A 24,089-nucleotide genomic window follows, 5' to 3' on the forward strand; every position below is an offset into this window, starting at 1 on the left:
GGATCAGTCAAATTACACTCTGCCCGCGCGACTCTTGAAGTCTTGAGCGCGGTGGATCACCAGCCATGACACGGCCATAAAAACCAAAAAGCAGAGCAGAAAGATGAAGACACCGGATTCAAAGGAATCGAGTGCGGGGCCATGTTCTGAGCGTAAAACCAGACGTTGCATCCAGCCCAGAGCGCTAACGCTTCCGCAGACGGATGAGAAGGCCAAATCTTTGAAGGCCGCTGACAAGTGCGGTCGTTTGGACACGGTAGCAACGTACCAAGCCGCCCAGATCGCGCCACCAAGTGCCAAAAAGCCGCTCAGCAGTGTAGGCGTGCCGCCCATCCAAAACATACGAAGGGAAGATAGGCCTGTAAGCACGCAAATGAAATACACAACGTAAGGCAGCCAGTTCAACACGGGCTAAGTCTAGCGCTTCGTTTGCAGAGAGTTTTGCAGCCCAGTCCGGATCTTCCACCACAAGTAGAGTGTGGTAAACAAAGTAGAAATCGGGAAAATCATATCCCAAGCACCAATCAGTAGGTGATGTTCAGTATCTCGCGCTAATACTTGAAAAAACCAAGCGGTCATGGTAGCCATGTACCAAATCAGAATATAGGGCTGACCCGGCAGCGAGCGCCACACTTGCCAAAAGGCCATTCCCGCTACGCTAACCAGCAAAACAGTGGCAATTAAACTCCACATGCCTTTGCCGATGCCTGTAGGGGCTAGGAGTCCTTTAAAAGCGATCATAAAGAGGATGATTTGGCGGAAAAACACTGGATTGTTCTCCACTTTTGCTCCAAAACTTCTGAAGAACGGTCTTTCAGCAAAGACCAGACCATAAAGGCACTACCAATCACCATACCGCCCACCAGAAACACTTCATGCTGAGTCGGGTGCGGGCCGTGTTCGTGGTGTTCAGCCAGCCTTTGCAGTGCGCTCAAGGCGATGACAGGGAGGGTTAGAGTAGTGCTAAGCAGCTTGCCTTTTTGACGTGGCCAAGTGTACGCAAGCCAAATGGCCCACACCGACCCGCACAGTGCCAGCACGCCAGCCGATACAGTGAGCGGGCCGCCTTCCTGAAACGCATGAAAGGCCAGGAGAGCAGTCAAGCCAGCCATCAGGTAAGTCAGCCACATGCGGCTCAGTTTACTTCGACCCGCGCTAGACTCCTCCGTATGCTCCTTTATGGCCGTAATCCCGTGTTAGAAGCCCTGCAAGGCGGGCGCGTTTCCGAACTGCTCGTCGCCAAGGGCATCGAAGAAAGCTTCGTGCGCGAACTCAAAACCTTTGACGTGCGCCTCAAATTTGCCCCGCGCATCGAGCTCGATCAACTGGCCGGAACCACCCAGCATCAGGGCGTGATGGCCGAAGTGGAAGACCTCGAATGGGCCACGGTGGACGACATCCTCGACCGGGCCGACGAAAAGGGCGAGCAACTGCTGATGATTCTCCTTGACGGCGTCACCGACCCGCGCAACTTTGGCGCGATCATCCGCAGCGCCGAGGTGCTGGGCGCTCACGGCGTAGTCGTGGAAGAACGCCGCAGCGCTCCGCTGAGTGCCGTGGTCGCCAAGGCGGCGGCGGGCGCGACCAGTTACTTGCCGGTGGCCCAAACCAAAAATCTGCCGAGGCTGATCGACCAGCTCAAAGAAGACAACGTTTGGATTTACGGCGCGGCAGGCGAAGCGGCTACTGATCTGCGCCGCCTGGACTATGACCGCAAACTGGCCCTCGTGATCGGCGCGGAGGGCGAGGGAATGCGCCGCCTCGTGCGCGAAAAGTGCGACGAACTGGTCAGCATTGCCGTGCGCGGCCAAATCAAGAGCCTCAACGCGGGTGTGGCGGCAGGTATCTTGATTCACCACGCCGTCAGCAGCCGCCCGGTCAAGGCGAAGCCGTGAAGACCTGCACCATCCAAAACGAGTACTGGACGCTGGACATGGCACCGGAATACGGAGCCAGTATCCTGAATCTCAGCGCCGCTTCGGGCCGCTCGGTGATGCGCCCGGTAAACACAGAGTCAGTCCACTCCAGCAGCGACACTGCCATGTTTGCACTGATGCCCTACAGCAACCGTATCCGCGACGCCCGTTTTGAATTTGAAGACCGCACCGTTCAGCTCCGCCCCAAAGCGGGCAGCACGCTGATCCAGCACGGTGACGTTCGCAACCGGCCCTGGCAGGTTCAGAAAATTAGTGAAACCCAAATCAGGTGCACGTTTGACAGCCGTGAGCTTGCCGATGTCAATTGGCCCTGGGCTTTTACCGCGCAGATGGAGTACCACTTAAATGGCCCGCACTGCGACACGGCGCTGACGCTCACCAACGTGTCAGGCAGCGTTATGCCCGCCGGAATAGGTTTGCACCCTTACTTCCAGCGCTTGCAAGGCGGCCAAGAGCCCACCTTGCAATTTGAAGCGGGCGGTTGGTACGCCACTGACGAAAACAGCTTGCCGCTGGGCGGCGCACAGGCCATTCCCGCAGCCCTGGACTTCAGCTCGGCCCGCCAAGTCGGGGACGCCCAAATTGATGCGGTGTTCGCTTCGTGGGAAGGCACGGCCCGGCTGAGCTGGTCAGGTGAGGGCTGGCCCCAGCGCTCGCTGACGCTCACTGCCGATAACGTCTTTTCGCATCTGGTGCTCTTCACCGCCCCCGACGGTTCACTGGCGCTGGAACCTGTTTCACATGCCACCGACGCTTTTAACTTGGCGAGTCATGGCGTCCACGGCACCGACATGAAAACGCTCACGCCGCAGCAATCGCTCTCCGGCGCAGTGCGGCTGAGCTTGGACGGAGAGTGGTGAGTGGGCGAGCGCATCATCTTGGGCGCGGGTGAGCAGGCTTGGGAAGGCTGGACGGCCACCCAGCAAGAGCAACTTGACCTGACCAACCCTTCAAGTTTTGAGCGCTTTTTCAGCGCTGAGCAAGCCGACGCTTTTTTGTGCGAACACGTCTGGGAACACCTGACTTTGCAGGAGGGCCGCGCCGCCGCTCGCCTGTGCTGGCGCTTTATCAAATCGAGTGGACAGCTGCGGGTGGCTGTGCCGGACGCTCACTTCCCTGACGCTGAGTACCAGCGCACCGTACAAGTGGGCGGCCCCTGCCCTGCTGACCATCCCGCCGCCGACCATCAGATCGTCTACGACGTTGAAACCTTCGCTGAAGTGTTCAGGCAAGTGGGCTTTGAAGTGACCCTGCTGGAATACCACGACGCTAAGGGCCAGTTTCACCGCCAGCCGTGGAGCATAGCGGGCGGGCCGGTCTACCGCTCGGCGCTGCTTGATCACCGCAACGCCGCTTATAGGTCGGGTCAGGGGCCGCTGGGCTTTGCCTCCATCATTCTGGACGCCCGTAAGCGTGCCTGACCCGCTGCTTCAGCGCCCCCGCAACACCTGATTGACCCACACGTCCACCACCGGCTGCGTGTTGGTGGGCGTCAGCGCCTTGACGCCGCTCGGCACCTGCGCGAACCCGAACACTGGATCGAGTGCAGCGCCTTCCAACGCTGGATAAACCCACATGCGGGTCGGGAAGTCGGCCTGCACCGCTGCCGAGAGCATGAAATCCACGAACTTGCGGGCCAGCGCGGGCTGCTTGGTGCCTTTAAGTACGCCGACGCCTTCCAGTTGCAAAAAGGCGCTGCCCGGAAGGAGCAGATTGCCGGTGGGTGACTGGGCAGGCAGCTTCTTGGGGTCGTAGCCTTCGGCGTAGGCGACTTCGGCGGCGGGGCTGCTGGCGTAGCTCAGCACGATCGGATATTTGCCGCCGTTGCGGCTAAATTCTTTGTTGTACGAATCGCTCCACCCCCGCGTGACCTTCATGCCATTGGTGCGGGCCGCCTGCCACCACGCCACCGCTCCGGCCTGGCCGTAGTGGTTGACGCTCGCCAGCCAAAAGGCGAGGCCCGGACTGCTGGTCGCGGGCGAGGCCACCACCGTCAGCTTGGCGTAGGTGGGCGTTTTGAGGTCGTCCAATGTTTTGGGCAGCGCCAGACCAGCTTTCTCGAACCAAGCGCGGTCATAGTTGAAGGCCACGTAGCCGTAGTCCACGGTATTCAGGTTAAAGGCGTCGAGGCGGTAAGTGGCGGGCACTTTGCTCAGCGCCGGGCTTTTGTAAGCGTCCAAGAGGCCGGCAGCGGCGGCGCGGGGAGCCAGCGTGTTGTCCAAGCCGTACACCACGTCGGCCAGCGGATTGGCTTTGGTCAGAATGAGGCGGATGAGCATCTCGCCCGCGTCACCGCCCTTGATGAAGCGCACCTTGGCGTTGTTTTGCTGCTCAAAGCTGGCGATCAGCTTTTTGTTGAGGTCAAAACTGTCGTGGGTGATGACCGTCAGGGTGATCGGAGCGGCTGAGCCGCTGACTGCCGAAGCGAGGCCGCCGAGCAGTAACAAACTCAAAAATGTACGTTTGTGTTTCAACATAAAAAATCCCCTCTGGCGTCAGAGGAGAAGCGTTGCCAACCTCCAAGATAAGTGGCAGGTCGGCAGTCACGCTCCCTCCGCCGGTATGATCCGGTTCAGGTTCCTAGGGTTTGATCTCAGCCCGGCCCGCAACTGTGCGGGCAGACACCCCCGGTGACGCACCTGGGAAGATAGCAAAGTGCGGCGCTGCAAAATGCCCTCTCAGCTCAAAACCAAAGGTCAGGTTAAGGACAGGCCGAGTGGCCGCTGCCGCCGCTCCCCGGCACCCTTTTTTCCGCTTTACGTGGTAAATTGGGAGGCGCACACACAACTCTTCCCGCTGCGGCGGATTTACCTTCAGGCCCCCTCTTCAAGCCCCCTTTTTTGTGGCTCGCTCGTGAAAAACGGCACAAGCCCACCCAAACGCCCGACTACCCCGTAAGATTGAATACGTTGAAGAGCAACAAGGAGGACTATGAGTGAATTTGCCCACCTGATCGTGATGCTGCTGATTGCAGGCGGCATCGGCGTGCTGGCGGTGGTCGTCAGCATTTTGCTGGGGCCGAAAAAGCCGAGCTTCAGCAAACTGATGCCCTACGAAAGCGGCAACGATCCCGAAGGCACAGGCCGCGAGCGCTTCCCGGTGCATTTTTACCTCGTCGCCATGCTTTTTATCGTCTTCGATATCGAAACGGCCTTCTTTTATCCTCTGGCGGTGGCGTATCAAAAAGTTGGCGCGTTCGCCTTCTGGGAAATGATCACCTTCCTGATTTTGGTGCTGGTGGGCTACTTCTATATTCTCAAAAAGGGCGTATTGGAATGGAACTGAACCCTTTGGCCTTTTTCCTAAGCTCCTCTACGGGAGGGTTTTGATGCCCCTTAAAGAACTTTTTGAACGCGATTGGCAAGAATTGGAATCTGAAGGCATTCTCTTTTCCAGCTTGGAAAAACTGGTGGCGTGGGGCCGCAGCAACTCGCTTTGGCCTGCCACCTTTGGTCTGGCCTGCTGCGCCATCGAAATGATGAGCGCCACCGACGGGCGCAACGATCTGGCCCGTTTCGGCTCGGAGGTGTTCCGCGCCTCGCCCCGCCAGGCCGACGTGATGATCGTGGCCGGACGCCTTTCCAAGAAAATGGCCCCGATCATGCGCCGCGTCTACGACCAGATGCCTGATCCCAAATGGGTCATCAGCATGGGCGCGTGCGCCAGCAGCGGCGGTATGTTCAACAATTACGCCGTCGTGCAAAACGTGGATAGCGTGGTGCCGGTGGACATCTTCGTGCCGGGCTGCCCACCGAGGCCTGAAGCGCTCATTTTTGCCGTGATGCAACTTCAGAAAAAAGTGCGCGGCGAGGCTTTTGACCAACTCGGCAATCAGTTACCGATGGTGGACGCATGGACGCGCTAGACGGCAAGGATAAAGTCGTGCTGAGCGCGGGCGGCGGCAGCGTGCAGGTAGATGGAGTCAGTGTGTCTGGCGACCACGCGCCTGCCGAACTCAAAGACGTGGTCGAAGCCTTGATGGGCAAGCTGGGCCTGATTCCCGAAGACGCCGCCGAGCCGACTGGCGTGGTGGAGGCCGACCAACTGCGCTCCGCCGCCGAGCGCCTCAAGTCGGCAGGCTTCATGCTGATGGACGTGGTGGGCGTGGACTACGGCGCATACGTACAGCCGCGCCCGCAGCGGTTCAGCGTGCTCTACAACATCTACCACCCCTACGATCACCGCCGCCTGTTTATGCGCGTCTGGCTGCGCGACGGCGAGTCGTTGCCGAGCTTGTACCCAGTGTGGAAATCGGCCAATTACCTTGAGCGTGAAGTCTACGACCTGATGGGCGTGGTGTTTGACGATCATCCTGATCTGCGCAAAGTGCTGACGCCCGACGATTTGGAAGGCCATCCGCTCCGCAAGGATTTTCCGCTGGAGGAGACGCCCACTTTGTTCCGGGACGGCCGCTTCCTCGACCCCGCCGCCTTCCGCGCGGGCATGACCGGCCAGAGCGCGGGCCTAACTGGCTGGCGCGGCAGCCTGCGTAAAGGCAGCACCCGCGAGATCGAGCCGCCGGTGATGCCCGAAGGCGGGCCGAAGTGAGCGGTTCAGGATCAGGCGGCGCGGCAGCTTGCCCCACTCGTGTACGGACTGAGGTGACACCATGAGTCTCAAAGAAAGACCCCCAGTAGACAAGAAGAGCGGCACCTTACCCCGCCGCGAGATGCAGCCCGACCATCAGGAAAGCAGCCGCCCGGAGCGGGTCGGATCGCTGACCGCGCAGTCCGGGGCACTGATGCACACCGAGATCATGAGTCTGAACGTGGGGCCGCAGCACCCCAGCACCCACGGCGTGTTGCGTCTGGTGGTGGACATGGACGGCGAATACGTCATCAAAGTGACGCCGCACATGGGCTACCTGCACACCGGCTTTGAGAAGACATTTGAGCACCGCACCTATCAGCAGGGCGTGACTTACGCGCCGCGCACCGATTACCTGCATTCGTTCGGCCATGAGCTGGCCTACGTGCTGGGCGTGGAAAAGCTGATGCAGGCCGAGGTGCCCGAACGCGCCACCACCGTGCGTGTGCTGCTGCACGAACTGGGCCGGATTCACTCGCACTTGGTGTTCATCGGCACGGCGCTGATGGATTTGGGCGCGATCACGCCGTTTTTCTACTGCTTCCGCGAAAAAGAAGCGGTGCAAGACCTCTTTGAAGAAGTCTGCGGCTACCGGATGAATCAGGGCTACTTCCGGGTGGGTGGGTTGTCACGCGACATTCCCGACGGTTGGACTGCAAACGTGCAGAAGTTTGTCGACACCTTTGACAAGCACGTGGACGAATACGCGAGTCTTTTTGTCACCAACCCGATTTTCTTGGACCGTGCGGTGGGCGTGGGCGTTATTCCGGCGGACGTGGCTATTGATCTGGGCCTGACCGGGCCGAACCTCCGCGCTTCGGGAGTACCGCTCGATCACCGCAAAGCCAATCCGTACTGCGGCTTCGAGACCTACGATTTCAACGTGCCGGTCAGCCAAGCTGGAGACTCGCAGGCCCGCTTCGTGCTGCGCCTCGACGAAATGCGCGAGAGTGCCAAGATCGTGCGCCAGGCCCTCAAGCGCCTCAAGCCCGGCCCGGTCAAAGACCCCAACCGCAAAATCAGCTTGCCGCCGCGTCACGAGCTGGAAACCAGCATGGAAGCGGTGATTCACCATTTCAAACTGGTCACCGAAGGCTTTCACCCGCCGATTGGCGAAGTGTATGTGCCGGTGGAAACTGCACGCGGCGAGGTCGGCTATTACATCATCTCCGACGGCGGCTCTATGCCGTACCGTGTCAAGATTCGCGCTCCGAGTTTCGTCAACCTTCAGGCGCTGGAATACGCCTGTGTGGGCGGGCAGTTCGCCGATTTGATCACCATTCTGGCGACGATTGACCCAGTGCTGGGAGATGTGGACCGGTGAGCATACCCGAACTGATCTTGGAATCCTTTTCGCGCAATGCCAGAGTCAACACCGCTGTGCTGGATCACCTCTCCGACGCCGATCTGAACATCTCCGACGGACAGGGCGGGATGAGCGTCGTGGAGCAACTGGCGCATATGGCAGGCTTCCGCAAGGACTGGCTCAACGAGATTTCGCCTGCTCACGCCGACGCGATTGAGTTTGAGCTGGGTTCAAACAATACGCTCACCACCCGCGACCTAGGCGAGTTGCGTCGCGCCTTTACTGAAAGTGACAGCGCCGTGCTGGCTGCTGTGGAAGCCGCGCTCAGCGAGCACCGGAACTTTGAAGGACAGTACGAAAGCCATCCGGTTCACTTTTTGCAGCACACCCTCGTCCACGACGCCCACCACCGGGGACAGCTGATGACCCTGCTGCGGCAAGGCGGGCACACCGCCGAGCAGATGGCCGCGCTGGAAAGTGCCACTTGGCCGATTTGGAGAGAATGACGTGACCCAAGCCCAGACTGCTTCCCTTGTTCACTACTTTGCCAATAAACAACCCCTGGTTGCTGATATCTTCAGCCGCTACCCCAACTCGCCGCAGGGCAAGAGAAGCGCTCTCATGCCGCTGCTGCGCGAAGTCCAAGATGCCGAGGGCTTCGTTCACGAATCGCGGCTGGCCGAAATCGCTGCGCTGTGCGGTACCACCCCCACCGAAGTCCGCAGCGTCATGAGCTTTTACTCCACCTATCACACCCTCCCCACCGGCAAGTATCACCTGCAAGTCTGCTCCACGCTGATGTGTGCGCTTTCGGGCAGCGACGAGCTGTGGGATTACCTGGTCGAGACACTAGACGTGCAGCCGGGTGAAGTCACGCCGGACGGTTATTTCAGCTTGCAAAAGGTGGAGTGCTTGGGCAGTTGCGGCACCGCGCCCGTGATGCAACTCAACGATGAGGGCTACTACGAATCCGTGACCCGCGCCCGCTGCGACCATCTGCTTCAGGCCATGCGGCTAGGAAACGCACTGGCCGTAGACCACCATCCGGTACCCGTGGTCGTCGCTGAAGACGGACGCCAGTACCTCTCCAGCGGCGAGGCGGCGGGCGGCAGTACTGACGCTTTGTACCCGCTGCCCCATCAAGCAGCGGCCAACGGGAACCCATCATGACCATCGCTCCCCCCAGACCCGTGACCAGTGGCAAAGACCCCCGCTTCGCGCCGACGCTGTACGCCAACGTGGGCCGCCCCGAAAGCTGGACGCTCAGCAGTTATCTGCTGTCCGGCGGCTACCAAGCCGTGCAGCGGGCCTTTGCCATCGGCAACGACGCGGTGATTGACGAAGTCAAGAAGTCGGGCCTACGTGGGCGCGGTGGCGCGGGCTTTGCCACCGGGCTCAAGTGGTCATTTATGCCGCTCAATGACGGCAAGCCGCACCTGATTTTGTGCAACGCCGACGAATCCGAACCCGGCACCTTCAAAGACCGCTATCTGATGTCCGAAGACCCGCACCAATTGATCGAGGGCATGATCATCGGTGGCTTCGCCATGCGGGCCAGCCTCGGTTACATCTATATCCGGGGCGAGTATGTGCAGGCCGCCGAGCGTATCTGGGCCGCTATACAAGAGGCACGGGAAGCCGGTTTCCTGGGCAAGAATATTCTCGGCAGCGGCTTCGACTTCGACCTGCAAGTTCACCGGGGCGCGGGCGCGTACATCTGCGGCGAGGAAACCGCGCTGATGAACAGTCTGGAGGGACTGCGGGCCAATCCGCGCCTCAAGCCGCCGTTTCCCGCCGCCTCGGGCCTTTACGGGCTGCCCACCACCATCAACAACGTCGAAACATTCTGCGCCGCCACCCAGATTCTGAAATACGGCTGGGAATGGCACGCGGGCATGGGCACCGAGAAGAGTAAGGGCACCAAGCTGTTTCAGATTTCCGGCCCTGTTGCCCGGCCCGGCATTTACGAGTTGCCGCTGGGCACCACCTTCCGCGAACTGATTTTCGACTGGGCGGGCGGGCCGCTCGAAGATATCAAGGTGATTATTCCCGGCGGCAGCAGCTGCATGATGTTGCCCTACACCGAGGCGATTCTCGACACCGGCATGGACTACGAAGCGCTGGCGGCGGCGGGCAGTTCGCTCGGCACCGGCGGCGTCACCCTGATTCCCAAAGCCGACTGCATCGTCAACGCCACCTGGAACATCGTTCGCTTTTATGCCCACGAATCCTGCGGCAAATGCACGCCCTGCCGCGAGGGCATCGGTAGCTGGATGGTCAAGATGTACGAGAAACAGGTGCGCGGTCAGGGCCAACCCGGCGACGTGCAACTGATTCTGGACATGTGCGACAACATCGGCGGCAGAAGTTTTTGCGCTTTGGCCGACGCTTGCCTCTCGCCGGTGATGAGCAGCATTAAATTGTTCCGCGACGAGTACGACTCGCTGGCGAATACCGGCAAACCCATTTATCCGGCGCGGAATCGGTGGCGGGACGCGTGAGTACGGCTTGCGGAGGCGGGAGCAAGCGTTTAAGCTTTGGCCGTCCCTTTCTTTGTCCACGAACCACAAACCATGATTCACAGGCCTTTGCCGGAGGCAAGTTATGAAAGTCCATGTAGACGGCATTTCCCTAGATCTCCCCGCCGGAACGTCCGCCATCGACGCGGTGTTTCAGGCCGGAAAAGATGTGCCGTATTTCTGCGCCCACCCGTACCTCTCGCCGGTGGGAGCGTGCCGGATGTGCCTCGTCGAGTCCGGCAGCCCGCGCAAGAACCCGGACGGCACCTTCATCATGGAAGGTGAGGGCAACGCCGCCACGCCCAAAATCTTCTGGTTTCCCAAGCCGATGGCTGCTTGCACCATGATGGCCACCGAGGGCATGCAGATCAAGACTGCCGCCACCAGTGAAGTCGTCGCCAAATCGCAAGCAGGCATGATGGAGTTCACGCTGCTCAATCACCCGCTCGACTGCCCCACCTGCGACAAGGGCGGAGCGTGCGAGTTGCAAGACCGGGCCTTCGAGTACGGCTACGGCGCGAGCCGCTTCGGCTTCGACCGCCGCCACGCCGAGAAGCACTACCCGCTGTCCGATTACGTGATTCTCGATCAGGAGCGCTGCATTCACTGCAAACGCTGCGTGCGTTACTTCGAGGAGGTGCCGGGCCAGGAAGTCCTCGACTTCATCGAGCGCGGCAGCCACACTTTCATTGACACGGCGGAGGGCGGCTTGCCGGTCGGCTTCCAGGGCAACATCACCGACATCTGCCCGGTGGGGGCGCTGCTCGACAACGTGGCCCGCTTCCGGGGCCGCAACTGGGAGTACGACCACACCCACACCACCTGCACGCTGTGCCCGGTCGGCTGCTCCATCACGGTGGACGCCCGCAACGGCCAGCTCGAGCGCATAGTGGCGGGTGAAAACCGCGAGGTCAACGAAGCCTGGATTTGCGACGCTGGACGCTTCGGACACGTCTTCGCCTCCGAAAACCGCCTGACCACCCCGATGATCCGCAACGAAGACGGCGAACTGGTTGCCGCCACCTGGGATCAAGCGGTAGACGCCATCCGCGCAGGCATGGCCGGACTGGACGCGCACGATCTGGCCATCTTCCTCAACGCCGATTCCACTTTGGAAGAGGGTATCGCTGCCGAAGCCTTCGTGGGGCTGACCGGACTGGCCAGCGTCGATTACTGGCCGCGTCAGGCCACCTACGGCACTGACGCTCCCACGCTGACTGAAGTCGCGCAGTCTGACGGCGTTGTCGTGCTGGGAGCCGATCTGGGCGAGGAAGCCCCCATCCTGGAACTCCGCATTTTGGAAATGCTGCGCGGCGGGATTTTGCCGGCTGAGTTTGACCACGGCACCGCCATTGCCGATCTCCGGTTGGTGGAGCGCCCCGCCCGCAAGCGCGAGAAGCTGGCCGTCATTTCATCCAAATCCAGCCGCCTCAGCGAAAACGCCGGATTCAGCGCTCAGCTGGACGCTGCCACTGCGCTGGCGGGCCTGACGGGCAGCTCCGATAATGCTGCCGTGAGCGCCGCCGCCAACATCCTCAAAACCGCCGAGCGCCCGATTCTGGTTCTGGGCGCGGAAGCATTAGCCAGTCTCAGCGGCGCGGCCCGCAGCGCTCTGCAAACCCTCACCCAGCGCACCAAGACCCGCATTCTGGCTCTGCCCGCCGGGGCCAATGCACGCGGGCTGGCCTCGCTGAACTTGGTGCCGCGTTCCGGCGGTCTGCGCTACGATCAACTTTCTCAGGCACGGGTCGCTTTGGTGAGTCGCCTCAACCCGCTGGCCGAGGGGCAGAGCCGCCCCCGCTTCCTGATTTCCCACGACACTCACTTGACCGCCACCGCTCTGCAAGCCGACGTGATCTTGCCCGCCGTGACCAATTATGAGAAGCGCGGCACCACCGTCAACTTGGAAGGCCGTCTGCTGCCGCTGCGCCCCGCCGCCCTCAAAAACGGTGAGGCGGCCGATTTTATCCGTGCCCTGAGCATCGTGGCCGAAGCGCTGGAGATCAAAACCAGCATTCGCGGCATCCGCAGCGCCCAGAACTTGCTCAGTGAGCGGCTGGGCGTCAACGTGGCCGAACTGCCTATTCACGGGCTGATCGCTCCGCTGGGGATGCGCTACGACGCGCCCGCCGCACCGTATACCCCGCTTCTCTGGAAGGAAGGCATGAAACGCAGCGACCCCGTCTACAGCGCCGGAATGATTGAACTCCCGATGGCCTCCACCCCCACGTTCGTGGCCGGTGACGACTGATGCCTGACACTGCTTGGTGGCTCGACCTGCTCTGGACGGTGGTTAAAGGCGTGCTGGTGGCTCTGGCGCTGCTGACCACCTTTGCTTACATGACCCTGATCGAGCGCCGCTTGCTGGCCCGCATGCAAATTCGCTGGGGGCCGAACCGCGTCGGGCCGATGGGCCTGCTGCAACCGCTGGCCGACGCCATTAAAAGTATCTTCAAAGAAGATTTGCGGATCACCAAGGCCGATCAGCTCGTCTACACCCTCGCGCCGCTGATCGCCATCACCTGCGCCCTCACCGCGTTTGGCGGCATTCCGGCTGGCCCGGCAGGCAGTTTCTTCGGCCTCAATCCCTGGGTCTACAGCTTGGACGTCGGCGTGATCGGCCTGCTGGCGATTACCAGCATGGGCGTCTACGGCATCTTTTTGGGCGGCTGGGCATCGGGTTCCAAATACCCGCTGCTGGGCGGTCTCCGAAGCGCGGCGCAGATCATCTCCTACGAACTCGGCATGGGGCTGAGCATTCTGGGCCTCCTCATGCTGGTGGGCAGCGCTTCGTTTCAGTCGATCATCGGCTGGCAAGCCACCAACGGCTGGCTGATCGTCTTTCAGGTCTTTGCCTTCGCCACTTTTCTGGTCAGCAGTTTTGCTGAAGTCAACCGCACCCCCTTTGACCTGCCCGAAGCCGAGCAGGAACTGGTGGCCGGCTACCTGACCGAGTATTCGGCGATCAAGTGGGCGCTGTTTCAAATGGCCGAGTACGTCAACATGATCACCGCCTCGGCGCTGATGGCGACGCTGTTTTTCGGCGGCTACAAAGGGCCGGTCTTCCTCGACGGCCTGATTCCCGGCATTTCCAACTGGCCGTTTATCTGGCTGATTCTCAAGATCGCCTTCTTCCTATTTTTGTTCATCTGGGTGCGGGCCACCTTGCCGCGTCTGCGCTACGACCAACTGATGCGCTTCGGCTGGAAGCTCATCTTCCCGTTGTCGCTGGCCAACACCGTGATCACCGGCTTTTACCTGACCTACTTCCGGGGCGCGGGCCTGTGGCCGCTGGGGATTTTGGGCTTGATCGGCTTGGTGCTGCTGATCGTCATGAGTGACCGCGCCCGCCGCCTTTGGAATACGCCCACGCACCGGCCAGATGCCGAGCGGCCAGCGGCCAGCCGGCCTGTCGGGGGAGACTGAATGTTTGTTTACCGTTTCACCGGAGGTGCCCAATGGGCGTTCTAGAACTCGCCAAAGGCATGGGCGTCACGCTTGGCAAACTGTTTACCAAGCCCGTCACCGTCAGTTACCCCGAGCAGCGGGCCAGCATCAAGCCGCGCTTTCGGGGGCGGCACATCCTGACCCGTCACCCCGGCACTGGTCTGGAAAAGTGCATCGGCTGCTCGCTGTGCGCCGCCGCTTGCCCCTCCTACGCCATTTATGTAGAAGCCGCCGAGAACGATCCAGCCAACCCAACCTCGCCGGGCGAGCGCTACGCCAGCGTCTACGAGATCAACATGCTCAGGTGTATTTTCTGCGGGATGTGCGAGGAAGCTTGCCCAACCGGCGCGGTGGTGATGGGCAACGAATTTGAAATGGCCGATTACCGTTACCGCGATTTCGTCTATGCCAAAGAAGACATGCTGGTGGGCGTGGAAGGCAGTATTCCGCAGCGCCGCGAGGCCGCACAAAAAAACCAGCCGGTGCGGGTGGGCTTCAAGGTGGAAGGCGGGCCGCGTGCCGAGCTGGAAGGAGTCAAGTACCCAACATGAAAAGGCTTGTAGCTTGTAAATTGCGGCTTGCCGAACGATCAAAGGCCCCAAGGCGAGGTCGCCTGTGCTGACCTTCCTCGTTCTCGCCGTCCTGACCGTCGCGGGCGGAATTTTGACCATCTCGGCGCGGAATGCGGTTCACGCTTCGCTGGGCCTGGTCGGCACTTTGCTGATGGTGGCGGGTATTTACGCCACCCTGAATGCTTCGTTTCTGGCCGCCACTCAGGTCATCGTCTACGCGGGCGCGGTGATGGTGCTGTTCCTCTTCGTCATCATGCTGCTGGACGCCAACCGTCCTGTCGAGGAAGCTAACCCGCTGCCGTTCGTCGCGCCGCTGGCAGGCGTGGGCGGAGCGATTCTGGCAGGTGCGTTCGCCATTTTGGCCTTCACCTACAAAGACCCGCGCCCCCTGGCCGAAAGTACCGCCGCGCTGGCCAACGGCGCACCCGGCCCCGTCGGTGAAACCTTGCTGACCCGCTTTTTGTTGCCGTTTGAAGCCGTCAGCATTTTGCTGCTGGTGGCAGTGGTGGGTTCGGTGGCGTTGGTGCAGCGGCCCGCCGTGCAAGCTGATCCCGAGCAAACACCCGAATTGGCTGCGCTGGAAGGAGAGGTGGCTTAAGTGGCTGAAGTTCCCACCGCCTACTACATCGCCCTGTCCGGCATTCTTTTTGCGCTGGGCATGATCGGTGTGCTGACGCGCCGCACCGCCGTGATGGTCTTCTTATCGGTCGAGCTGATGCTCAACGCCGCCAACTTGTCCTTGGTGGCGTTTGCCCGCGCTTGGGGCGATCTGGTCGGCCAAACCGCAGTCTTTATCGTGATGACCCTCGCCGCCGCTGAAGTGGCCATCGGGCTGGCCATCATCGTGGCCATTTTCCGCAAACGCGAAACTACCAATGTGGACGATCTGGCGTCCCTCAAGGGGTAATTGATGGCACTCTACTGGCTCCCCTTACTCCCCTTAATCGGCTTCGCGCTGCTGATTTGCGGTGGCAAATGGTTTAGCGGTACCTCCGGCGGCTGGCTCGGCTCCGGCCTGATCGGTGCGGCTTTTGTTGTCGCTCTGATCCGCTTCTTCGGCCTCAGCGACGTTCCGGCCCACGAAACCCTCTGGACCTGGCTGCCCAACATGGCGCTCGGCACAGCGGGCATCTCGGCCAACTTGAAAATCGGCTTTTATCTCGATCAGCTTTCCTCGGTCATGACTTTGGTGATTACCGGCGTCGGCTTCCTGATTCACGTCTACTCCATCAGCTATATGAAGGGAGACGCCCGCTTCACCCGCTTCTTCGCTTTCATGAATTTCTTCGTGGCGATGATGCTGATTTTGGTGCTGGCCGACTCTTACCCGCTGATGTTCGTCGGCTGGGAAGGCGTAGGCATGGCCAGTTACCTGCTGATCGGCTTTTGGTTCGCCGGACACAAAGACCACAACGCAGCCGAGGGCGTCAATAACTCCAACGCCGCCCGCAAAGCCTTCATCATGAACCGCATCGGCGATTTGGGCTTCATGCTGGGCATGTTTCTGATTTATAAGGTTTTTGGCACGCTGGTGATTCCCGAACTCGCCGCACAGGGGGCGACTCTGCTGGTCACCTCGCGCCCGCTGATCGAGCTGATCTGCCTTTTCCTTTTGGTCGGCGCAGTCGGCAAAAGTGGACAGCTTCCGCTCACCACCTGGCTGCCCGACGCGATGGCTGGCCCTACCCCCGTTTCGGCCCTGATTCACGCCGCCACGATGGTCACGGCAGGCGTCTACCTGATTGCCCGCAGCAATTTCTTCTACGATCTGGCCCCCGGCGCGAGCATGTGGGTGGCCTGGGCCGGTGGACTCACCGCCCTTTACGGCGCACTCTCGGCGCTCAATCAAACCGATATCAAGAAGATTCTGGCCTATTCCACCGTTTCGCAACTCGGTTACATGTTTTTGGCGGTGGGTCTACACAGCTACACGGCGGCGATTTTTCATCTCGTCACCCACGCCTTCTTCAAGGCACTGCTGTTCCTCGCGGCGGGCGCGGTTATTCACGCCCTGCACGAAGAACAAGATGTCCGCAAAATGGGCGGCCTCGCCAAATCCATGCCGTTTACCCACTGGGTTTCAGCCATTGGGGTACTTGCCATCACCGGCATTCCGATTTTCGCGGGCTTTTTCTCCAAAGATGGCATCCTGGCTTCGGCCTTTGCCCAAAACACCCCGCTGTACCTGATCGGTTTGTTCGTGGCACTGCTGACTGCCTTTTATATGGGCCGTTGGTATTTCCTGGTGTGGCGCGGCACTTACAGGGGAGACGCCCAATTGCACCCCCACGACGGCGACGCCCTGCTGAGCGCTCCACTGGGCGTGCTGGCGGCGCTGGCGACCATCGGCGGCTTTTTCAATGTGCCCGCTTTTCTGTTCGGTGGCACCCACGTTCTGGACAATTTTCTGGGCCGAGCCATCCCCGTTCACGAACACGAAATCCCGGTCAGCACCGAGTGGCTCATTACCGGCATCGCGGTAGCAACCGGTCTGATTGGCCTCGGCTGGGCCTTTTACGACCACCGCCGGAGCGCCCTGCAAGTCGGGCCGCTGGGCCAAACCAGTTTGCAGGCGCTCTACCTCGACCGCTTTTACAACGCGGTGATCGGTGGGGGCAGCCGCGTCATTTCGCAGGGTCTGGACGTTATGGACAACGGCGTGGACGGAGCCATGTCCGGCGTCGCCCGCAACGTCGGCGCTCCGGGCTGGCTGGTGACGGTCTGGCAAAGCGGCTTCGTGCGCGTTTACGCTCTGAGCATGCTCCTCGGCACCGCGCTGATTGTGGGTTACTGGGCGCTCAAAGCCATTGGGGGAGGCGTATGAGGGACTTTTTCGTTCAGTTGAAAAAAGTCGAGTGTAACCTCCTCCCCAGCTCTTACTCTTTCCAACATCTTGCGGTTAAGGCGGGCCTTCAATGATCCACTTCTTCATCTTCTTGCCCGTTCTCGCCAGCTTGCTGATCTTCCTGGTGCCGGTGCGCTGGCGTGAGGAGTTCGCGGGCGCGGCGGCGGGCCTGACCTTAGCGGGCGGGCTGTGGTCTTGGTCAGTCGGCGGACTGTCGTATTACTCGGTTCCGTGGATTCCGGCGCTGGGCGTTACTTACAGCGTGCAGATGGACGGTGTCAGCTTGCTGCTCGGCATCGTCACCGCCTTCATGACCCTGATCGCCATCATCTACGCCGGAAAACGCATTCCCAACCCCGGCACCATGCTCTCGCTGATTCTGATGATGGAAACCGGACTGTTGGGCATTTATGCTGCCCGCGATCTGGTGTTATTTTATGTGTTCTTCGAGGACGCGCTGATTCCGGCTCTGCTGATGCTGGCCATTTACGGCAAAGCCAACCGAATGGCCGCCCTCGTCAAATTCGCGGCCTACACCTTGTTCGGCAGCTTGCTGATGCTGATCTCTATCATTGGCCTCAAGTATTACGGCGGCAGCCCCACCTTCGCGCTCGTGGATTTGCAGGCGCACCCGGTCACCGGCACCTTGCAAACGTGGCTGTTCCTCGGCTTTTTGGCAGCGATGGCCGTCAAGCTCCCGCTCTTTCCAATGCACGCCTGGCTGCCGGATTTCCACGCCCAAAACCACGACAGCGGTGTGGCCGACGTGATGGGCACGCTCTACAAGGTCGGTGCTTACGGCTTGTTCCGTTTTGCGGTGGTGCTGTTTCCCGACGCCATGCTGGAACTGCGCCCGATTCTGATGGGCTTGGCGGCCTTCACTGCCCTTTACGCGGCGTGGATTGCCTTTTCGCAAACCGATTGGAAGCGGCTCCTGGCTTACGCGGGGTTGAGCCATATGGGCTTTGTCGGGTTGGGCATCTTCTCCATGAACGAAACCGCCATGATCGGAGCGCTCTTTTTGCTGGCCTTCCAGAATATCTACACCGGAGCGCTGTTTCTGGCCGCTGGAATGCTTCAGGAACGGGTCGGCAGCCTCAGCACCAAGGTCGGCGGGATCATGACCCAGGCCGGAGCGCTCAGCGGCATGACCATGACCCTTTGGTTCGCCTCGATCGGCGTGCCGGGACTGGTCGGCTTCGTGGGCGAGTTCAGCATTTTGCTGGGCGCTTATCAGGTCTCGCCCTGGCTCGCTTTTATCGCGGGCCTGACCACCATTGCCGCCGCCGCTTACGGTCTGACGGCCTTCCAAACGACCTACTGGCAAGTTCGGCCCGCTGGCGCGGTGCTGGCACATGATCTGAGAGATTTGGACTGGTTGATTTTGGGCGCTCCGATTGCGGTGTCGATTTTCTTCGGCGTCTATAGCGGCCCCGCTCTCGCGTTGGTGCAGCCGGTCGTCAGGACTTGGATGGCTGGACTGGGAGGAGGACTGTGAATCCCGCTTTGGTTCTTCCCGACGTCGCGCTCGCGCCGATGCTGCCGATTCTGATTACCTTGCTCGGCGCAATTGCGGCCACCTTGCTGGGCTTTTTCTTGCCGCGCCGCGCTATTACGGTCATCAGCATGGTGACGCTGGTACTGTCGGGCGTCAGCATGGTCACGCTCTGGAACGGCGGTCTGACTTCCTTTAACGGCAGTTTGCAGGCCGACAACGTGGCGCTTTCTATCGGCCTGATTATTCTGCTCGGCTCGCTGATGACCCTGCTGGTCAGTTTTGACACTGCTGCCCGCGCCAAGCTAGCCTTCCCAGAATTTGACGCGCTGCTGCTCTATGCCGTGACCGGCACGCTGCTGATCGCCTTTTCCGGTGATCTGGTCACCATGCTGATTGGCCTGGAAGTTATGAGTTTGTCGGGTTACGTGATCGCCACCCTGCAAAACAGCCGCCGCGCCGAGGAAGCGGGCATGAAGTACTTCCTGCTCGGCGCAGTCGGCAGCGCCACGCTGATTTACGGTATCGCTTTGGTCTACGGCGCAACCGGCACCTTCAGCTACGTGGGCATCCGCGACGCGACGGCGGGCTTGCAAGTCGAGAACATCAGTCTGCTGGTCGTCGGCGCACTGCTGCTGCTATGCGGGTTCGGCTTCAAGGTGGCGCTGGCTCCCTTTCACCAGTGGACTCCGGATCTGTATTCGGGTGCGCCTACCGTGGTCGGCCTTTTTCTGAGCACGGTGGTCAAGGTGGCCGCTTTTGCCGGAATGCTGCGCGTTTTCGGCGGAGCCATGCAAAATGTTCCGGCCTGGGCCAGCGTGATGCAAATCCTGATTATTGCCACCATCGTGATAGGCAATCTCGGGGCACTCTTCCAGACCAATTTCAAGCGCCTGATGGCCTACTCGGCGGTGGCCCACACCGGCTTTCTGGCGCTGGCTTTGCTGGCCAATCCGGCGACGGGCGGCCCGGCCCTGACCTATTACCTGCTGGTGTACACCCTGATGACGGCGGGCGCGTTTGCTGTCTTGGCCGCCCTCCAGCGCACCGAGGAAGGCTTTTCTTTAGATGACATGCGCGGCCTGTTTTACCGCCATCCGGCTTACGCGGTGGCGCTGGCGGTTTGCCTCGCCTCGCTGGCAGGCTTACCGCCGTTCGCAGGCTTTATGGGCAAGTATTTGGCGTTTCAGGCCGCCTTCCAAGCCGGTTATGTCGGCCTGACCCTCATCGCGGCAATGGGCAGCGTGGCGGCGCTGATTTATTATTTGCGCCCCGCCATGCTGATGTTCATGCATGACCGCACCCCCGCCCGCGAGTATCCCGGCGAGCGCACACCCACCACCGCCGCTGTGGTGTTGGGCGTGGTCGGCGTCACCGTACTGGGCGTCCTTCCGAATCTGGCCTACGGCTTGGTTGCCAATCCGGCGATTTGGACGGTTTTGGCGGGCAGATAGGAAAGTTGTACCCGGTAAGGCAGCCTCCGTTCTGAACAGTGAACGGAGGCTTTTTTACTTGGATCAACTCAACAAACCATTTTCCTTTTTACAAGCTGCACACCTCTCGTCGCAGGCCCTTACTATTTAGCCTTGCTCCATGACTTCTTTGGCCAAACAAGCATCCCAAACTCAAGCCGTTATCACTCTGATGGGCATGGGTGGCAACAAAATCATTTCTAGAATGAGCGGCATAGACGCAAAGAGCGGGCAGAGCAAAGCGCTGATTCAAAGCTACACACAGCCCTGAATCTGATGATTCCCAGCCTCAGGGCCACCCACACTGCCTCCGAGTTGGTGACGTACCTGTGGGGTGAGTTGGGCCTCAAAATCATGCTGAGCAGCAGTGGGGAAGACGAGATCATGGAGCAGGAACTGGAGTACCTCAGACGAGGAGAACTCAAACTTTGGTGTGTGGCTTCCGGTGAAGTGAAGGCCAGCAAACCCGCCACCAATATTGTGGCGGCGGCGCTAGGAAAACTTGGCGCTGGTGGTCGGAGATACCCACTACGACGCCGAGGCGGCTCAGAAGGTGGGCGTGCGCTGCGTTCCGCTGCGGAGGGTTGGAGACAGCGTGAAACCGCCGGGTGAGGTTTATGATGATTCGGCAGCGCTCCTCTAAGTTTTAAAAACCTCACGTTTAGCGCCAACTGAGCGGCTCCTTTCTCGCCAGCGTTCTGCTGTTTCTCTCGTTATTATTAAGAAGACGTTTGGGCGGGGGCCAGCCCAGTGTCTCATACTGCCTCTTATGAATAAGATTCTCGTTGGACTTGCTGCACTCACTTTTGCTTCGGCCACCACCGCTTCCGCTGATAAAGTCGGCGGCTACTTATTAGGCGCTCAATATACTCAGGAGCAGAGCAACGGTACCGCCCTGCGCTACGGCGTCGGCGTTCCGGGCCTGGGCTTGTTTAACAGCGGCGGTTATATTTCTATCGGTGGCGACATCTCCTACCTGCTGCCTCTCAACACGACTGTTGGCGCAGCGCAAAGTGTCGTCAACGGTGTCGATGCAGTCAAAGCCTACGACCTTTACTACGGAGCGCAACTCGGCTTAGGAGCTAACATCGCAAGAGTCGCCGGTTACACGGGTGCGGGCTTCACTATAGCTCCTGCCGCACTGGTGGGCGTCGAGTTCAACTTGGCCGATCCGTTTAGCGTCTTCTTGGAAGGGTCAGTGGGCTTGGGCGTCGGCTTGGGTGGGGGCGGCACCAGCGTTTACTTTGCCCCCGGCCTGCGTTTGGGCGCCAACTACCGCCTGAACTAAACAGCTGTTTGAAGTGCTCCCTCGCCTGCTGGGTGGGGGAGTTTTTTTGGCTTGCTTGTGCTTGTCTGTACGCGCCGCCCCGCACGCTGCTCCAAAGCGCCAGACTGACTTATGCCCAGTTTGCACGCCCGCACGTCCCTCTCTGCCGAAAGCATTTTCTCGCGCATGAGCCGCCTCGCTCTTCAGCACGGCGCAATCAATTTGGGACAGGGCTTTCCCAGCAACCCGCCGCCCACTTTTTTGCTGGAAGCCGCCAGACAAGCGGTGGGCACAGTGGATCAGTATTCGCCGCCGATTGGTTTGCCTCTGCTGCGAGAGGCAGTCGCCCAAGACCTAGAGGTGAATGCGGAGCAAGTGGTCATCACCTGCGGCGCAACCGAGGCGATGCTGGCGCTGGCACAAACGCTCTACGGTGCGGGCGATGAGGTGATTGCCTTTGAACCCGTCTTTGACATTTACGTGCCGCAAACTGAGATCGTCGGCGCGAAGTTCGTCGGCGTGCCGATGGTGCTGGGGGCGGCTGGCTGGGAGTTGGATATTGATGCACTCCGGCAGGCCATCACCCCGCGCACCAAAGCGCTCATCATCAACAGCCCCTTTAACCCCACTGGTAGCATTTTTACGCGGGCCGAGTTGCAAGCGGTGGTAGATCTGGCCCGCCAGCACGACTTCTGGCTGATCAGCGACGAGGTATACGACGAACTGTATTACGCTGAGCGGCCCATATCGCTGCGCACACTGGCCCCCGAACGCACCTTTACGGTGGGCAGCGCGGGCAAGCGCTTGGAAGCGACTGGCTGGCGCATCGGCTGGATCATCACGCCCGAGGGGCTTGCCCCCGAAGTCGCTGGCCTGCATCAGTGGACAACGTTTTGCGCCCCCGCACCCCTTCAAGCGGCGGTGGCCTCTGCACTCATAGAAGCGCGGCAAAACGGCTTTTACGATCAATTGCGGGCCAGTTATGCGGCCCGAATGCAAAGTTTGGCGGCGGGGTTGCGCCAGCTGGGTGCAGAAGTGTTTACGCCGCAGGGCACTTACTTTCTCACCGCCCGCTTACCGAATGTCAATGCTGAAGAACTGGTCATTAGGGGCGGCGTGGCGGTGATTCCTATGAGCGCTTTTTACCGCCAGCACGCTGCGCCGCCCGATATGATGCGGTTTGCTTTTTGCAAAAAAGAAGCCGAGATTCAAGAAGCGCTGCGGCGGCTCAAAACTTTTTTGGAGCGCTAATCCTCAGAGGCTGCCGTTACTTGACGGTCAAATTGCCCTGTTCTTTATTGATGGTCATGTTCACTTTATAGGCGGCGCTGTCATAATTGGCAGTCATATAAACACCGCTAAATTTAAAGCCGTCCGCTACTGTTTTGCCGCTCATGATGAGCGTGCCTTGGGTAAATTTCTTGACATTCAAGCGCAGACCCACATTGCTCGGCAAAGTAATGGTCGTGTCGCCTTGCGTTTGGGTGAGCGTTGCCTGCAAAGTGGCGGCAGGAAGGTTCAAAGTAAGGTCGCCGAGTTGCTGAGTAATGCTGAGCGCCGAGAGTTTGAGTGAGCGCAAATCAAGTGCGGCGTCGCCTTGTTGCCGGTCTAGGGTCAAGCTGAGAGGCAGCTTTGGACTCAGGCCAATGGCCCAGTCGCCCATCGAGTGTGACGCGCTGATATAAGCCACGCCGTTCTTGACGGTGGGTTTGCTGACACCCATGATGGGCGAAGCCTTGGTATTGACACTGAGCGACAAATTCCCCAACTCCTGCTTGAGTGTGAGGTTGACGCTGTTGTACGGCGTGGCGGCCAGTGCTGCGCTGCTGAGAAGCAAGGCAAATGCTGAAAAATTCAGCCCACGGCTAAAAACAGAATGTAAGGACATGGCCCTGAGTATAGATGACCGAAGTCAAATCCGTGTCAGATCACTTATTGAAGTGAAGAGCTCAAGATTGTTCTTCAATCTCTAGGTGGCCCTGAATCATCGTTAAATGCACCACGACTTTTTCTTTGGCAGTGGCGTAGTTGTGGCTTTGATAGCGGTCATCTGAGTCCGTGCCGGTCGCTATTGTTTTTCCGAACAGAATCAAATCGCCCTGGCTAAACTGATCTATCTTGACCAAAACACCGACGTTTTTTGGTAAGTGCAAATGGGTGGTCACCTGCTGCTGGTCAAGAGTCAAAACCAAGCTGCTTTTGGGAAGCCAGATTTCTAAAATGCCGTCTTGCTGTGTCACATGGAGAGTCTTGAGTTTGAGCGAACGAAGATCCAGTCTGGCGTTGCCTTGATTGTGCTGCACAGTTAAGCTGATTGGCCGCTCGGGACTCAGTTGAAGCGACCAATTCGGGGAAGTGCTGTTGAGCGTTGCAAAACCCACTTTATTTCTAGCAATGGCCTTACTTATCGGTGGCGCGTCTACTTCTTTACTGACGCTTAAATTGCCCTTTTGTTGAATTAAAGTGAGGTTCAGGCTGTTGTACGTTTCTGCAAGTCCGGCCAAACTGCCAGTGCAGAGGGTGAAAACAGCCAATAAACTGACCAATGGAAAACGGAGATGGCAGTGAGACATTGGTCTCAGTCTACGGTGAAGGGCGGCGAATGGGTTTTTGTCTTTGGTCAGGGTTCGCATCCAGTCGAC

At 59.8% G+C, this 24,089-nt stretch carries 28 protein-coding genes and 1 riboswitch; of the genes, 22 read left to right on the top strand and 6 right to left on the bottom strand.

From position 1 onward, the window contains the following. Positions 1-12: 12 nt before the first annotated feature. The 3 genes from EHF33_RS01025 to EHF33_RS01035 are packed head-to-tail and all read right to left on the bottom strand — an operon-like array spanning position 13 to position 1,130. The gene (locus EHF33_RS01025; protein WP_124867226.1) at positions 13-408 is read right to left on the bottom strand and encodes a hypothetical protein; all 396 of its coding nucleotides are present in this window, start codon (positions 406-408) and stop codon (positions 13-15) included. Between the two features lie 9 nt (positions 409-417). Then, the gene (locus EHF33_RS01030) at positions 418-741 is read right to left on the bottom strand and encodes a hypothetical protein (protein ID WP_164473373.1); all 324 of its coding nucleotides are present in this window, start codon (positions 739-741) and stop codon (positions 418-420) included. Continuing rightward, complete coding sequence (locus tag EHF33_RS01035) at positions 738-1,130, bottom strand: hypothetical protein (RefSeq protein WP_124867228.1); 393 nt, start codon at positions 1,128-1,130, stop codon at positions 738-740. Before EHF33_RS01035 ends, EHF33_RS01030 begins: the two co-directional genes overlap by 4 nt. 39 nt (positions 1,131-1,169) lie before the next feature. Between EHF33_RS01035 and rlmB the strand changes: the two genes are divergently transcribed. From rlmB to EHF33_RS01050, 3 genes are read left to right on the top strand one after another with little or no spacing between them, the layout of a single operon-like run. After that, the gene (gene rlmB, locus EHF33_RS01040) at positions 1,170-1,895 is read left to right on the top strand and encodes a 23S rRNA (guanosine(2251)-2'-O)-methyltransferase RlmB (RefSeq protein ID WP_124867229.1); all 726 of its coding nucleotides are present in this window, start codon (positions 1,170-1,172) and stop codon (positions 1,893-1,895) included. Then, positions 1,892-2,797, top strand: coding sequence for an aldose 1-epimerase (locus EHF33_RS01045; RefSeq protein WP_241191197.1), 906 nt, complete (start codon positions 1,892-1,894; stop codon positions 2,795-2,797). Before rlmB ends, EHF33_RS01045 begins: the two co-directional genes overlap by 4 nt. Beyond that, positions 2,798-3,358: a class I SAM-dependent methyltransferase gene (locus EHF33_RS01050; protein WP_124867230.1), complete on the top strand. Its 561-nt coding sequence runs from the start codon at positions 2,798-2,800 to the stop codon at positions 3,356-3,358. Between the two features lie 9 nt (positions 3,359-3,367). On the opposite strand, the gene EHF33_RS01055 is transcribed toward EHF33_RS01050, so the two are convergent. Continuing rightward, positions 3,368-4,414 (bottom strand): thiamine ABC transporter substrate-binding protein, encoded by a 1,047-nt coding sequence (locus EHF33_RS01055; RefSeq protein WP_124867231.1) that lies wholly within the window; start codon positions 4,412-4,414, stop codon positions 3,368-3,370. Between the two features lie 54 nt (positions 4,415-4,468). Continuing rightward, positions 4,469-4,576, bottom strand: a riboswitch (TPP riboswitch). A gap of 319 nt (positions 4,577-4,895) precedes the next feature. Between EHF33_RS01055 and EHF33_RS01060 the strand changes: the two genes are divergently transcribed. The 19 genes from EHF33_RS01060 to EHF33_RS01145 all read left to right on the top strand — a co-directional run bounded on the left by EHF33_RS01060 (position 4,896) and on the right by EHF33_RS01145 (position 22,698). Beyond that, positions 4,896-5,222, top strand: a complete 327-nt coding sequence (locus EHF33_RS01060) for an NADH-quinone oxidoreductase subunit A (RefSeq protein ID WP_124872664.1) — start codon at positions 4,896-4,898, stop codon at positions 5,220-5,222. Positions 5,223-5,265: 43 nt separating this feature from the next. Next, the gene (locus EHF33_RS01065; protein ID WP_124867232.1) at positions 5,266-5,802 is read left to right on the top strand and encodes a NuoB/complex I 20 kDa subunit family protein; all 537 of its coding nucleotides are present in this window, start codon (positions 5,266-5,268) and stop codon (positions 5,800-5,802) included. Next, positions 5,790-6,485 carry an NADH-quinone oxidoreductase subunit C gene (locus tag EHF33_RS01070; RefSeq protein WP_206431590.1) on the top strand — a complete coding sequence of 232 codons (696 nt, stop codon included), beginning with the start codon at positions 5,790-5,792 and terminating at the stop codon, positions 6,483-6,485. Before EHF33_RS01065 ends, EHF33_RS01070 begins: the two co-directional genes overlap by 13 nt. A 121-nt stretch (positions 6,486-6,606) precedes the next feature. Then, a complete protein-coding gene (nuoD, locus tag EHF33_RS01075) occupies positions 6,607-7,848 on the top strand; it encodes an NADH dehydrogenase (quinone) subunit D (RefSeq protein WP_124872668.1) in 1,242 nt (413 codons plus the stop codon). Further along, positions 7,845-8,336, top strand: coding sequence for a DinB family protein (locus EHF33_RS01080; RefSeq protein WP_124867233.1), 492 nt, complete (start codon positions 7,845-7,847; stop codon positions 8,334-8,336). The genes nuoD and EHF33_RS01080 overlap by 4 nt, the downstream gene beginning before the upstream one ends. Position 8,337: 1 nt before the next feature. Beyond that, a complete protein-coding gene (gene nuoE, locus EHF33_RS01085; RefSeq protein ID WP_124867234.1) occupies positions 8,338-9,000 on the top strand; it encodes an NADH-quinone oxidoreductase subunit NuoE in 663 nt (220 codons plus the stop codon). Continuing rightward, on the top strand, positions 8,997-10,331 hold the full coding sequence (gene nuoF / locus EHF33_RS01090; RefSeq protein ID WP_124867235.1) for an NADH-quinone oxidoreductase subunit NuoF: 1,335 nt from the start codon (positions 8,997-8,999) through the stop codon (positions 10,329-10,331). Before nuoE ends, nuoF begins: the two co-directional genes overlap by 4 nt. Positions 10,332-10,434: 103 nt before the next feature. After that, positions 10,435-12,600 carry an NADH-quinone oxidoreductase subunit NuoG gene (nuoG, locus tag EHF33_RS01095; RefSeq protein WP_124867236.1) on the top strand — a complete coding sequence of 722 codons (2,166 nt, stop codon included), beginning with the start codon at positions 10,435-10,437 and terminating at the stop codon, positions 12,598-12,600. After that, positions 12,600-13,775: an NADH-quinone oxidoreductase subunit NuoH gene (gene nuoH / locus EHF33_RS01100; RefSeq protein ID WP_124867237.1), complete on the top strand. Its 1,176-nt coding sequence runs from the start codon at positions 12,600-12,602 to the stop codon at positions 13,773-13,775. The genes nuoG and nuoH overlap by 1 nt, the downstream gene beginning before the upstream one ends. Before the next feature lie 32 nt (positions 13,776-13,807). Further along, positions 13,808-14,347, top strand: coding sequence for an NADH-quinone oxidoreductase subunit NuoI (gene nuoI / locus EHF33_RS01105; RefSeq protein ID WP_124867238.1), 540 nt, complete (start codon positions 13,808-13,810; stop codon positions 14,345-14,347). Between the two features lie 64 nt (positions 14,348-14,411). Further along, positions 14,412-14,966, top strand: a complete 555-nt coding sequence (locus tag EHF33_RS01110) for an NADH-quinone oxidoreductase subunit J family protein (protein WP_124867239.1) — start codon at positions 14,412-14,414, stop codon at positions 14,964-14,966. Continuing rightward, positions 14,967-15,275 (top strand): NADH-quinone oxidoreductase subunit NuoK, encoded by a 309-nt coding sequence (gene nuoK, locus EHF33_RS01115; RefSeq protein ID WP_124867240.1) that lies wholly within the window; start codon positions 14,967-14,969, stop codon positions 15,273-15,275. Positions 15,276-15,278: 3 nt separating this feature from the next. After that, positions 15,279-17,192 carry an NADH-quinone oxidoreductase subunit L gene (gene nuoL / locus EHF33_RS01120; RefSeq protein ID WP_124867241.1) on the top strand — a complete coding sequence of 638 codons (1,914 nt, stop codon included), beginning with the start codon at positions 15,279-15,281 and terminating at the stop codon, positions 17,190-17,192. 91 nt (positions 17,193-17,283) lie between these two features. Continuing rightward, entirely contained in the window at positions 17,284-18,711 is a 1,428-nt protein-coding gene (locus tag EHF33_RS01125) for an NADH-quinone oxidoreductase subunit M (RefSeq protein WP_124867242.1), read from the top strand. A 38-nt stretch (positions 18,712-18,749) separates the two neighbouring features. Next, on the top strand, positions 18,750-20,162 hold the full coding sequence (locus tag EHF33_RS01130; RefSeq protein ID WP_124872670.1) for an NADH-quinone oxidoreductase subunit N: 1,413 nt from the start codon (positions 18,750-18,752) through the stop codon (positions 20,160-20,162). A gap of 139 nt (positions 20,163-20,301) precedes the next feature. Continuing rightward, on the top strand, positions 20,302-20,451 hold the full coding sequence (locus EHF33_RS20980; protein WP_164473374.1) for a hypothetical protein: 150 nt from the start codon (positions 20,302-20,304) through the stop codon (positions 20,449-20,451). A gap of 5 nt (positions 20,452-20,456) precedes the next feature. Beyond that, positions 20,457-20,792 carry a hypothetical protein gene (locus EHF33_RS01135; protein ID WP_124867243.1) on the top strand — a complete coding sequence of 112 codons (336 nt, stop codon included), beginning with the start codon at positions 20,457-20,459 and terminating at the stop codon, positions 20,790-20,792. Positions 20,793-20,949: 157 nt separating this feature from the next. Continuing rightward, the gene (locus EHF33_RS01140; protein ID WP_124867244.1) at positions 20,950-21,468 is read left to right on the top strand and encodes a hypothetical protein; all 519 of its coding nucleotides are present in this window, start codon (positions 20,950-20,952) and stop codon (positions 21,466-21,468) included. Between the two features lie 111 nt (positions 21,469-21,579). Continuing rightward, on the top strand, positions 21,580-22,698 hold the full coding sequence (locus tag EHF33_RS01145; RefSeq protein WP_124867245.1) for a pyridoxal phosphate-dependent aminotransferase: 1,119 nt from the start codon (positions 21,580-21,582) through the stop codon (positions 22,696-22,698). 16 nt (positions 22,699-22,714) lie between these two features. Here EHF33_RS01145 and EHF33_RS01150 read toward each other — a convergent pair whose 3' ends face one another. Both EHF33_RS01150 and EHF33_RS01155 read right to left on the bottom strand, forming a co-directional pair. After that, entirely contained in the window at positions 22,715-23,335 is a 621-nt protein-coding gene (locus EHF33_RS01150) for a DUF4097 family beta strand repeat-containing protein (protein WP_124867246.1), read from the bottom strand. A gap of 61 nt (positions 23,336-23,396) precedes the next feature. After that, positions 23,397-24,020: a hypothetical protein gene (locus EHF33_RS01155; RefSeq protein WP_124867247.1), complete on the bottom strand. Its 624-nt coding sequence runs from the start codon at positions 24,018-24,020 to the stop codon at positions 23,397-23,399. Positions 24,021-24,089 lie beyond the last annotated feature (69 nt).

It is taken from the genome of Deinococcus psychrotolerans (genome assembly GCF_003860465.1).
Classification (GTDB): Bacteria; Deinococcota; Deinococci; order Deinococcales; family Deinococcaceae; genus Deinococcus; species Deinococcus psychrotolerans.

Bases quoted from the DNA above. Each gene is read 5' to 3' on its own strand.
- EHF33_RS01030 (WP_164473373.1), bottom strand. From the start codon at position 741: ATGATCGCTTTTAAAGGACTCCTAGCCCCTACAGGCATCGGCAAAGGC.
- EHF33_RS01035 (WP_124867228.1), bottom strand. From the start codon at position 1,130: ATGTGGCTGACTTACCTGATGGCTGGCTTGACTGCTCTCCTGGCCTTT.
- rlmB (WP_124867229.1), top strand. From the start codon at position 1,170: ATGCTCCTTTATGGCCGTAATCCCGTGTTAGAAGCCCTGCAAGGCGGG.
- EHF33_RS01055 (WP_124867231.1), bottom strand. From the start codon at position 4,414: ATGTTGAAACACAAACGTACATTTTTGAGTTTGTTACTGCTCGGCGGC.
- EHF33_RS01060 (WP_124872664.1), top strand. From the start codon at position 4,896: ATGCTGCTGATTGCAGGCGGCATCGGCGTGCTGGCGGTGGTCGTCAGC.
- EHF33_RS01065 (WP_124867232.1), top strand. From the start codon at position 5,266: ATGCCCCTTAAAGAACTTTTTGAACGCGATTGGCAAGAATTGGAATCT.
- EHF33_RS01070 (WP_206431590.1), top strand. From the start codon at position 5,790: ATGGACGCGCTAGACGGCAAGGATAAAGTCGTGCTGAGCGCGGGCGGC.
- nuoD (WP_124872668.1), top strand. From the start codon at position 6,607: ATGCAGCCCGACCATCAGGAAAGCAGCCGCCCGGAGCGGGTCGGATCG.
- nuoF (WP_124867235.1), top strand. From the start codon at position 8,997: ATGACCATCGCTCCCCCCAGACCCGTGACCAGTGGCAAAGACCCCCGC.
- nuoG (WP_124867236.1), top strand. From the start codon at position 10,435: ATGAAAGTCCATGTAGACGGCATTTCCCTAGATCTCCCCGCCGGAACG.
- nuoH (WP_124867237.1), top strand. From the start codon at position 12,600: ATGCCTGACACTGCTTGGTGGCTCGACCTGCTCTGGACGGTGGTTAAA.
- nuoI (WP_124867238.1), top strand. From the start codon at position 13,808: ATGGGCGTTCTAGAACTCGCCAAAGGCATGGGCGTCACGCTTGGCAAA.
- nuoL (WP_124867241.1), top strand. From the start codon at position 15,279: ATGGCACTCTACTGGCTCCCCTTACTCCCCTTAATCGGCTTCGCGCTG.
- EHF33_RS01125 (WP_124867242.1), top strand. From the start codon at position 17,284: ATGATCCACTTCTTCATCTTCTTGCCCGTTCTCGCCAGCTTGCTGATC.
- EHF33_RS01130 (WP_124872670.1), top strand. From the start codon at position 18,750: ATGCTGCCGATTCTGATTACCTTGCTCGGCGCAATTGCGGCCACCTTG.
- EHF33_RS20980 (WP_164473374.1), top strand. From the start codon at position 20,302: ATGACTTCTTTGGCCAAACAAGCATCCCAAACTCAAGCCGTTATCACT.
- EHF33_RS01135 (WP_124867243.1), top strand. From the start codon at position 20,457: ATGATTCCCAGCCTCAGGGCCACCCACACTGCCTCCGAGTTGGTGACG.
- EHF33_RS01140 (WP_124867244.1), top strand. From the start codon at position 20,950: ATGAATAAGATTCTCGTTGGACTTGCTGCACTCACTTTTGCTTCGGCC.
- EHF33_RS01145 (WP_124867245.1), top strand. From the start codon at position 21,580: ATGCCCAGTTTGCACGCCCGCACGTCCCTCTCTGCCGAAAGCATTTTC.
- EHF33_RS01150 (WP_124867246.1), bottom strand. From the start codon at position 23,335: ATGTCCTTACATTCTGTTTTTAGCCGTGGGCTGAATTTTTCAGCATTT.
- EHF33_RS01155 (WP_124867247.1), bottom strand. From the start codon at position 24,020: ATGTCTCACTGCCATCTCCGTTTTCCATTGGTCAGTTTATTGGCTGTT.